This is a genomic window from Mucilaginibacter sp. (assembly GCF_028288205.1).
In the GTDB taxonomy this organism is placed as follows: Bacteria; Bacteroidota; Bacteroidia; order Sphingobacteriales; family Sphingobacteriaceae; genus Mucilaginibacter.
On record NZ_JAQBOD010000034.1, the window covers coordinates 1 to 2,953 of the forward strand.

Annotated in this window: 4 protein-coding genes; all 4 read right to left on the reverse strand. The window is 40.8% G+C overall.

Annotation, left to right across the window (positions count from 1 at the left end):
* Positions 1–31: 31 nt before the first annotated feature.
* Complete coding sequence (locus JWR23_RS07165; protein ID WP_299514756.1) at positions 32–730, reverse strand: cytochrome b/b6 domain-containing protein; 699 nt, start codon at positions 728–730, stop codon at positions 32–34.
* 42 nt (positions 731–772) lie between these two features.
* A complete protein-coding gene (locus tag JWR23_RS07170) occupies positions 773–1,573 on the reverse strand; it encodes a thioredoxin family protein (protein ID WP_299514758.1) in 801 nt (266 codons plus the stop codon).
* A gap of 112 nt (positions 1,574–1,685) precedes the next feature.
* Positions 1,686–2,033, reverse strand: a complete 348-nt coding sequence (locus JWR23_RS07175; RefSeq protein ID WP_299514760.1) for a VOC family protein — start codon at positions 2,031–2,033, stop codon at positions 1,686–1,688.
* A gap of 133 nt (positions 2,034–2,166) precedes the next feature.
* Positions 2,167–2,953 (reverse strand): M28 family peptidase (locus JWR23_RS07180; RefSeq protein ID WP_299514762.1); only part of this gene is annotated, 787 nt, incomplete at its 5' end.

Here is a 2,953-nt window from a genome sequence, read left to right on the forward strand (position 1 = left end):
TTTGATCTTTTGCTCAACGGTTAGTTCTTTCTTAAGCTTTTTCGTTTTCATGAGCAGTTTCAATTACAGGTTTAGGTTGTTCATCTATCACCTCAAATCCGGATACTACCGACCTGAAGTTGTTCCACCCGGCTAAAACAACCTGTACCACATGGATCAAAAAAAAGAACACATACCCCAGCGTTAAAGCAAAATGTATGATGCGGGCAAAATGATAGCCACCGCAAAGCCAGGTTAAATAGTAAAACTGTACCGGTTTATAAATAGCCAGCCCGGTAATAACCGATCCAATCCCCATGATGATAATAGCGGTATAAGCTATACGTTGAGCAGCATTATATTTGTTTTGCGGCGGTGCTGTTTTACGGATATGCAGATCATGCAGCAGAACCAGCCAGGCTTCTGTAAACGAATGCCGGTTAGGAACCAATTGCCGCCATTCGCCCGAAATTAGGGTGTACAGGATATAAAAGATCCCGTTAAGGGTAAAGAACCACATAAATAAAAAATGGAAAGCCATGCCTTCAGCCAGCCGTGAGGGAATATGTAGTAAATTATAATACCAATCTGGGAAAAAACGGACAAACTTGTGGCCAAATAAGGTGATAGAATATTCGTCATTAGCCCAATAGATCAGCATGCCGCTCCATATCATAATGGTGAGTATAGGGAAATTTACCCAATGTGTCCATCGCATGGCTAAGGAATGCTTTTCTTTAATGGTTTTCATGTCAGGGACAATTTCGTCAAGTGAAATTAGCAATAATTAATTCTATTTTATGCTTTTAACAGCTACGTCGTTAGCTATGGCTAACGGAAATCCGGCTCTTGCCGCTCCTGTAATTTCGCCGCTGTTTATATTTTGTATAAGCCCTATAATCTCCCAATTTTGGGGGTTAAAGCCGTTGGGTAATGCAATGTTTGCTGTGCCGCTTTTATTAGGACTTAACCCTATACTTTGAAGCTTTTGTACAATCTGTACATGTGATAAAGTCCGGCCTTTATTTTCGCCAGCTTTAACAGGAATTTTCGCGGTTTTTTGCACCAATGCCAATAGTAACACACTATTGCTTCCATCGCCTTCTGCCTGGTAACGCACCTGAACCTGTTGTTGATCCGCTTTAATATTGGTTAAGGTTAGTTGTGCAGGTGCTTCTTTTTGCAATGCCGCCTTTATGGCATTGCGTAATGTGCCTTCTTCTGACCCTACAAACTCTTTTTTGCCGTTCACCACTATCTGTGGGGTATATACCGATGAAAGTTTTAAATATTTAGCATAGTCGCGCTGGCGTTTGGAGTAGCTAACATTACTGAATACGTCCTTCCAGCCCAACCGGTTCCAATAATCAACATGGAAAGCCAGGATATAAATAGGTTTGCCGGTACTTTCCTTTTGCAATTTAGCAACCAGCCCATCAGCAGGAGGGCAACTGGAGCAACCTTCAGAAGTAAACAACTCAACAACGGCAAAGCCTTTATTGCCGGGAGCCTTGCTTAAATTAATAAATGCAAATGAAACTGCAGCCATTACAGTAAGCACGCTGAGGTAAATAAATATTTTAGTGGTTTTCATTTTTAGCTTAGTAATTGATATACGCAATTAGCCGGCCTGTTGGTTTAAACCTTACAATAAATTTAATTATTTTACAAGGATACTTACAACACTAAAATAAAAATAACAACCATTATATGCCCTGCCCAAAAGTAAGCAAATTGTTATCCGGGTCGTGAATAGAGAACTCTCTTTGTTTCCAGGGTTTATAATTTAATTCTGTACGGTTAACGTTTTGCGTTTTAGCAAATTCGTATAATTCATCTATATCATCGGTGCGGATATATACTTGCCCATAGTTTTCCTTTGGATCAAGTTCTTTGAACTCGAAAAAATGAATTTGCACGCTGTCTTTTTGTACCATAAGGTAGCCATCGTAATCAGCACTGCCAAATTCCTGAAAGCCCAATCGGTTTAAATAAAAATTTCTGGTAATGGCTTTATTACGCATTGGTAGTTTCGGATTGATTTCTGTGAGCATATTGACTGAAACTTATTGGTGTAAATTAATTATTTATTGATCAGCATCTATAGAATTTTAGAATCAGTAGAATTCCTTTCTTTTTAGAGAATCTTGAGAATTCTAAAATTCTGCAAATGCTGATTCAGTATAACTACTTCTTGTCCAATTCAACCCGTGTTTCGCTTTGCGAAACCATCCAACCGGTGGCGTACATCCATTTGGTCATTTTAGTTAATTTGGTCAGGTTAATACGGCCAGGTTCATCTTTTGGAGTATGGTAATCAAGATGAAGCAAAGAGGTAAAAAATATAGCCGGGATACCTATTGCCGCGTATGGCGCATGGTCACTTCTAAAATACCAGTTCTCCGGGTGTTTGGCATCATCCCATGAAAAATCAACGTTAAAGTGGGTAAGTGACGCATTGGCTTTCATGGCCATATCAACTAATGCCGTTGAATTTTTATGCGACAAGGTTCCCAGTAATGCTGCCGAATCAACCGAGTTACGGCTAATCATATCGCCGTTAAGCACGGCAACTATAGCTTGTTTGTCAACAGTCAAGTGTGCTGCATACCATTTTGAACCCAATAGCCCGCGCTCCTCGGCGCCATGCCATATAAACAGGGCCGATCGCTTACCCGGTTTGGCTGTCCATGCCCGTGCGATAGCCAGCATGCCTACAGTTACCGAAGCATTATCATCAGCACCGTTCCATATCGAATCCTGGTTAACAGGGTTACCTACACCATCATGGTCATGATGCCCGCTGAACAGTACATATTCGTTACGTAATTTCGGATCGGTTCCGGCTGCTTTAGCTACTACATTAACAGATGGGTAATCAAAACGCTCAACCTCAAAATCCGCTTTTACAGTAACGTTAGGCTGTTGCAGGGCCTCTGCAAAACTTTTCCTAACTAACATAATGGGTGCGCCA